This is a genomic window from Mesorhizobium sp. M7A.F.Ca.CA.003.01.2.1, from assembly GCF_003998945.1.
In the GTDB taxonomy this organism is placed as follows: domain Bacteria; phylum Pseudomonadota; class Alphaproteobacteria; order Rhizobiales; family Rhizobiaceae; genus Mesorhizobium; species Mesorhizobium ciceri.
In genome coordinates, this window is sequence record NZ_RZRA01000327.1 from 1 (window position 1) to 5,475 (window position 5,475).

Below are 5,475 nucleotides of genomic sequence, written 5' to 3' on the forward strand. Positions count from 1 at the left end.
CTCTACTACCTGCGCGATCGTCGCGGCAAATCGGCCCGTATTTCTGAAAACACCGGCGTGCGCGCCCGCAAGCTGAACGATGAGGAGCGCGATGCGCTGAACGCCGAGAAGGCCCGTATCGAAGCCGAGAAGGTGGCAGCAGCCGAGGCCCTGGCCGTCGAGAAGGCCGCCCAGGACGCCGCCGAGAAGAAGGCCGCCGCCGAGGCCGAAGCAGCAGCCAAGGCCGCCGCAGAAGCGACCCCTGCCGAATAAGGTTTTCGGAAATCCCATTCAAAAAGGCGGCTTCGGCCGCCTTTTTTCGTTTCACCAGACTGTGAACGCTTTCAGCGCCAGACACAGGATCCGGCTGTTGACGGCGCATTACTTTGTGAACTAAATAATCGCGCACAAAGTAATTGGAGATTTGATATGGCACTCTACACCACACAGGCTCACGTCACCGGCGGCCGCGCCGGCCATGGCGAGACCAGCGACGGTCTGCTCAAGGTCGATCTGGCAATGCCCAAAGAACTCGGCGGGCCGGGGGGCGCCACCAATCCCGAGCAACTGTTCGCTATCGGCTATGCCGCCTGCTTCGAAAGCGCCATCCGCTTTGTCGCGCGCAAACAGAAGCTGTCGCTGACGGATGCCGGGGTAACCTCCACCGTCAGCCTGCTTCCCGATGGCGAAGGCTTTAAGCTCGGTGTCGCGCTCGCGGCGGAAACGAAAGGCCTTGATCAGGCGGCGGCGGAAGCGCTTGTATCGGAGGCGCACAAGATCTGCCCCTATTCCAACGCCATCAGGGGCAATGTCGACGTAGCGCTTTCGGTAAAGGCGGCATGACGGAAAAGACGACAAAGAGCACCAGGGACGTCCCGGCGGAGGCCACCGGGACGTTTCACGTTCCGCGGCTCGACCAACAGCTCTGCTTCGCGCTCTATTCGGCAAGCGGGCTGATGACGAAGCTCTACCGCCCGCTGCTCGATCCGCTCGGCCTGACCTATCCGCAATATCTGGCCATGTTGGCGCTCTGGGAACGGGCTCCAAGCACGGTCGGCGAGCTTGGCGAAGCGCTCGGGCTGGATTCGGCGACGCTGACGCCGCTGCTCAAGCGGCTGGAGGCCGGTGGCCTGGTCACACGCCGGCGCGACCCCGCCGACGAGCGCCGGGTTCTGGTCGAGCCGACAGCGAAGGGACAAGCGTTGCGTGAGCAGGCCAAAAGCGTGCCGGCGGCGATGCTTTGCAACCTGCCGCTGGATGCCGACGAGTTGAAATCCCTGCACCGCACGCTGACACGGTTCGTCTCCGGCTTGCGCAAGGCGGATGCCGGCATCGTGAAGCGGAGCTGATCGCTGCCGCGACACCGTTCATTCCTGAATCCCGGAAATGAAGGCATCGGAATCCCTTTTCGCGCGCGCTGACGCAGCGGACCGTCTTGCATGACGCTTGCGGAAAGCTAAAGTCGGCGCCGGATTTTCCTACAAGCCCGGCCGTGCCCGGGTCCTTCAATTTCCGGGGAGTGTGTCATGACCAAATCGAAACTGCTGCTGGCAGGCCTGCTTGCCCTCGTCCTGGTACCCGTTGCCGCCTTTGCGCAGGCGCTGCCCGACCTCGGCGGCAAAAAGGTGGTGGTTGTGACCGAAAACGCCTATCCGCCGCTGCAGTTCATCGATGCCAAGACCGGCAAGCAGATCGGCTGGGAATATGATGCGATGAACGAGATCGCCAAGCGGCTGAATTTCGCCGTCGAGTACCAGAACACATCCTGGGACGCGATGATCCAGGCGGTTTCCGACAACCAGTACAACATCGGCATGACCGGCATCACCATCAAGGACGACCGCAAGGAGAAGGTCGATTTCTCCGACCCCTATATGCGCTCGGAACAGTTCATGCTGGTGCGCGGCGATGAAAGCCGTTTCACCGACGCCAAGACCTTCGGCGCCTTCAAGGATGGGCTGATCGGCGCGCAGGCCGGTACCACGCCCTTCTACACCGCCGTCTACAGCGTGCTCGACGGCAATGAGCAGAACCCGCGCATCAAGCTGTTCGAGACCTTCGGCGCCACGGTGCAGGCACTGAAATCCGGCGACGTTGACGTCGTCTTGACCGACGGCACCGCGGGGAAGGGCTATGTCGACGCCTCCGAGGGCAAGCTGAAGCTGATCGGCGGACCGCTCGGCACCGAGGATTTCGGCTTCATCTTCCCGAAGGGTTCCGACCTGGTGAAGCCGGTCAATGCGGCGATTGCGGCGTTGAAGGCGGACGGGACGTTCGATGCGCTGAACAAGAAGTGGTTTCTTGATTACAAGATGGGGCAGTGATTTCGCACTGACTTCGCGCTTGAACGCCCCCCTCTGCCTTGCCGGGCATCTCCCCCTCAAGGGGGGAGATTGGCTGTTTTTTCCGCTTTCACCAATCACCAAAGTTGTAAAAAGAGTGCCGTCGACGAAGCTGCCAATCTCCCCCCTTGAGGGGGAGATGGCCGGCAGGCCAGAGGGGGCTGCCTTGGCGCAATCCTTTTGATGCCTCCCGCCTCTTCCTCCAAAGCCGACTTCCCCTGGTGGCTCGTCGTGGCCGTGACCATCGCGATCGCGGTGGCCGTCTTCGTCGCCACCAGCAATCTCTATGCCCAGGTGTTCGCCACGGTCGCCAAGGGCATCGGCGTCACCATCTTCGTCACCGTGATTGCCTTCGTGCTGGCGTCGGCCATTGGGCTCGGCATCGCGCTGATGGGAATGTCGGGTTCGCGCTGGCTGCGCCAGATCGCGCGCTTCTATGTCGAGATCATCCGCGGCGTGCCGATCCTGGTGCTGTTGTTCTGGATCGCCTTTGCCGGCGCGCCGGCCTTCGTCGCGGCCTGGAACGCGCTGACCGCGCCGCTGCAAAGCGCCGGCCTGTTCGGCGAGCTTTTGGTGCGCGACGTGTCGCTGTTGTGGCGCGCCATCATGGCGCTGACCATCGGCTATTCGGCTTTCATCTCGGAGGTTTTCCGGGCCGGCATCCAGGCGGTGGAGAAGGGCCAGATCGAAGCGGCGAAGGCGCTCGGGCTGACCCGCGCGCAGCGTTTCCGGCTCATCGTGTTTCCACAGGCGATCCGCACCATCCTGCCGCCCCTCGGCAATGATTTCGTCGCACTGGTCAAGGATTCCTCGCTGGTCTCGGTGCTCGGCGTTGCCGACATCACGCAGATGGGCAAGGTCTACGCCGCCGGCTCCTTTCGCTTCTTCGAGACCTATTCGATAACAGCCTACATCTACCTCATCCTGACCGTCGGCCTGTCGCTGGCGCTCAGGGCGCTGGAACGGCGGCTGCGCCGCCAGCACGAGGAATAGTTTTTCGGCCAAGGCAGCGCTACGATCCCCGAGCATTCCCGTTGAGGAGGTCCCATGATCGTCGACAAAGCCAATGCGGCGCTGGATTCCGTCTATACGGCCGACACGCCGGAAGCGCTTGAAGAGGCCTATGCCGCATGGGCCGGGACCTATGACAGCGAGACCGCCTCGCTCGGCTACCTCCTGCCTTTCCTGATCACCGCCTGGGTGGCGCGCCATGTGCCGGCGGGCGATGGCCCGTTGCTCGATGCCGGCTGCGGCACCGGCCTGTCGGGACCGTCGCTGAATGCGCTCGGCTACCGCGACATTGCGGGGCTCGACCTCTCGGACGATATGCTGAAGATCGCCGGCAGCCGCAATGCCTACAGCGAACTGAAGCAGGCAATGCTGGGCGGTCCGCTGCCGTGGCCGGACGGGTATTTCCGCGCCTTCTTCTCGACAGGCGTGTTCACCATCAGCCATGCGCCGGCGACAGGCCTGCACGAACTGGTGCGCATCACCCGCAAGGGCGGCCATGCGATCTTCACCGTGCGCGACCGGGTGTTCGAGAGCGGCGGCTTCCAGGCGGTGTTCGATGAGTTGGAGCAGACTGGGAAATGGCGGCCGGTCGAGGAAAGCCCGTGGTTCCGCTGCTATGCGATCGCCGAGCCGGATGCGCTGGTGAAGACTTTTGTGTTTGAAGTGATCTGAGCGGCGCGTTCTCCGATCTTGGCTTCCTTCCTCTCCCCCTGAAGGTGTGGAAGTGAGGACGAGGAACCCGAGTTCTGCGAAGGCAGCTTCCAATTGCCGAAAACCCAAAACATTGATATGAGCCACGCCATGGAAGAGCTTTTTGGCGATCCGGCCTACAAGGGGTTCGTGCTGCAGGACAGAAAACGCCTGCCGTCGCGCTTCTCCGCGCGCGTGTCCGGGGCGCTGACCAGCCGACTACCCTAGGCCGACCCATCGGGGTCGTTTCGCCGGGCCGGAGGTCCGGCACCTGCTCTTTCCCATTCTCATATCGACGGATTTACGCACATGAGCGCACCGCGCACCCTCTACGACAAGATTTTCGACGACCATGTCGTCGATCGCCAGGAAGACGGCACCTGCCTGCTCTACATCGACCGCCACCTGGTCCATGAAGTGACCAGTCCGCAGGCCTTCGAAGGCCTGCGCATGACCGGCCGTAAAGTCCGGCATCCGGAAAAGACGCTGGCCGTGGTCGATCACAATGTCTCGACTTCGCCCGAGCGCAAGTTCGGCATCAAGAACGAGGAAAGCCGCATCCAGGTCGAGGCGCTGGCCAAGAACGCCAGGGATTTCGGCGTCGAATATTATTCCGAGAACGATATCCGCCAGGGCATCGTCCACATCATCGGTCCGGAGCAGGGCTTTACACTGCCCGGCATGACCATCGTCTGCGGCGACAGCCACACCTCGACGCACGGCGCTTTCGGCGCGCTGGCGCATGGCATCGGCACATCCGAGGTCGAGCATGTTCTGGCGACGCAGACGCTGATCCAGCGCAAGGCCAAGAACATGCTGGTGCGTGTCGACGGCCAATTGCCGGAAGGTGTCACCGCCAAGGACATCATCCTGGCCATCATCGGCGAGATCGGCACTGCCGGTGGCACCGGCTATGTCATCGAATATGCCGGCGAGGCGATCCGTGCGCTGTCGATGGAGGGCCGCATGACGATCTGCAACATGTCGATCGAAGGCGGCGCGCGCGCCGGCCTGATCGCCGCGGACGAGACGACCTTCGCCTATGTCAAGGACAAGCCCCGCGCGCCGAAGGGCGCGGCCTGGGATGCGGCACTCGAATACTGGAAGACGCTACAGTCCGACGAGGGCGCGCATTTCGACAAGGTGATCGTGCTCGACGCGGCCAAGCTGCCGCCGATCGTCTCCTGGGGCTCTTCGCCCGAGGACGTCGTGTCGGTGCAAGGCATCGTGCCGAACCCGGACGACATCACCGATGAGAACAAGCGCACCTCCAAGCAGCGCGCGCTCGACTATATGGGTCTGACGCCGGGCACCAGGATCACCGACATCACGCTCGACCGCGTCTTCATCGGTTCCTGCACCAATGGCCGCATCGAGGATCTGCGCGCCGTCGCCAAGGTGGTCGAAGGCAAGACGGTCAGCCCGCATGTCGATGCGATGATCGTGCCGGGCT

General features: G+C 62.9%; 6 protein-coding genes and 1 pseudogene. All 7 read left to right on the forward strand.

What is annotated here, in order from left to right:
- Nucleotides 1-252 (forward strand): annotated as a pseudogene (locus EN969_RS15045) (50S ribosomal protein L19); the annotation flags it as partial.
- Nucleotides 253-408: 156 nt separating this feature from the next.
- Nucleotides 409-822: an organic hydroperoxide resistance protein gene (locus EN969_RS15050; protein ID WP_013528862.1), complete on the forward strand. Its 414-nt coding sequence runs from the start codon at nucleotides 409-411 to the stop codon at nucleotides 820-822.
- Entirely contained in the window at nucleotides 819-1,328 is a 510-nt protein-coding gene (locus EN969_RS15055) for a MarR family transcriptional regulator (RefSeq protein WP_013528863.1), read from the forward strand. Before EN969_RS15050 ends, EN969_RS15055 begins: the two co-directional genes overlap by 4 nt.
- A 177-nt stretch (nucleotides 1,329-1,505) precedes the next feature.
- Complete coding sequence (locus EN969_RS15060) at nucleotides 1,506-2,303, forward strand: transporter substrate-binding domain-containing protein (RefSeq protein WP_013528864.1); 798 nt, start codon at nucleotides 1,506-1,508, stop codon at nucleotides 2,301-2,303.
- 201 nt (nucleotides 2,304-2,504) lie between these two features.
- Nucleotides 2,505-3,314, forward strand: a complete 810-nt coding sequence (locus tag EN969_RS15070; RefSeq protein ID WP_027163295.1) for an amino acid ABC transporter permease — start codon at nucleotides 2,505-2,507, stop codon at nucleotides 3,312-3,314.
- A 54-nt stretch (nucleotides 3,315-3,368) separates the two neighbouring features.
- Entirely contained in the window at nucleotides 3,369-4,004 is a 636-nt protein-coding gene (locus EN969_RS15075) for a class I SAM-dependent methyltransferase (RefSeq protein WP_063169534.1), read from the forward strand.
- A gap of 327 nt (nucleotides 4,005-4,331) precedes the next feature.
- A partial coding sequence (leuC, locus tag EN969_RS15085; RefSeq protein WP_127419216.1) for a 3-isopropylmalate dehydratase large subunit occupies nucleotides 4,332-5,475 on the forward strand: 1,144 nt, incomplete at its 3' end.

Coding starts and splice junctions, on each gene's coding strand:
- EN969_RS15070 (WP_027163295.1), top strand. CDS start 2,505: ATGCCTCCCGCCTCTTCCTCCAAAGCCGACTTCCCCTGGTGGCTCGTC.
- EN969_RS15060 (WP_013528864.1), top strand. CDS start 1,506: ATGACCAAATCGAAACTGCTGCTGGCAGGCCTGCTTGCCCTCGTCCTG.
- EN969_RS15075 (WP_063169534.1), top strand. CDS start 3,369: ATGATCGTCGACAAAGCCAATGCGGCGCTGGATTCCGTCTATACGGCC.
- EN969_RS15050 (WP_013528862.1), top strand. CDS start 409: ATGGCACTCTACACCACACAGGCTCACGTCACCGGCGGCCGCGCCGGC.
- EN969_RS15055 (WP_013528863.1), top strand. CDS start 819: ATGACGGAAAAGACGACAAAGAGCACCAGGGACGTCCCGGCGGAGGCC.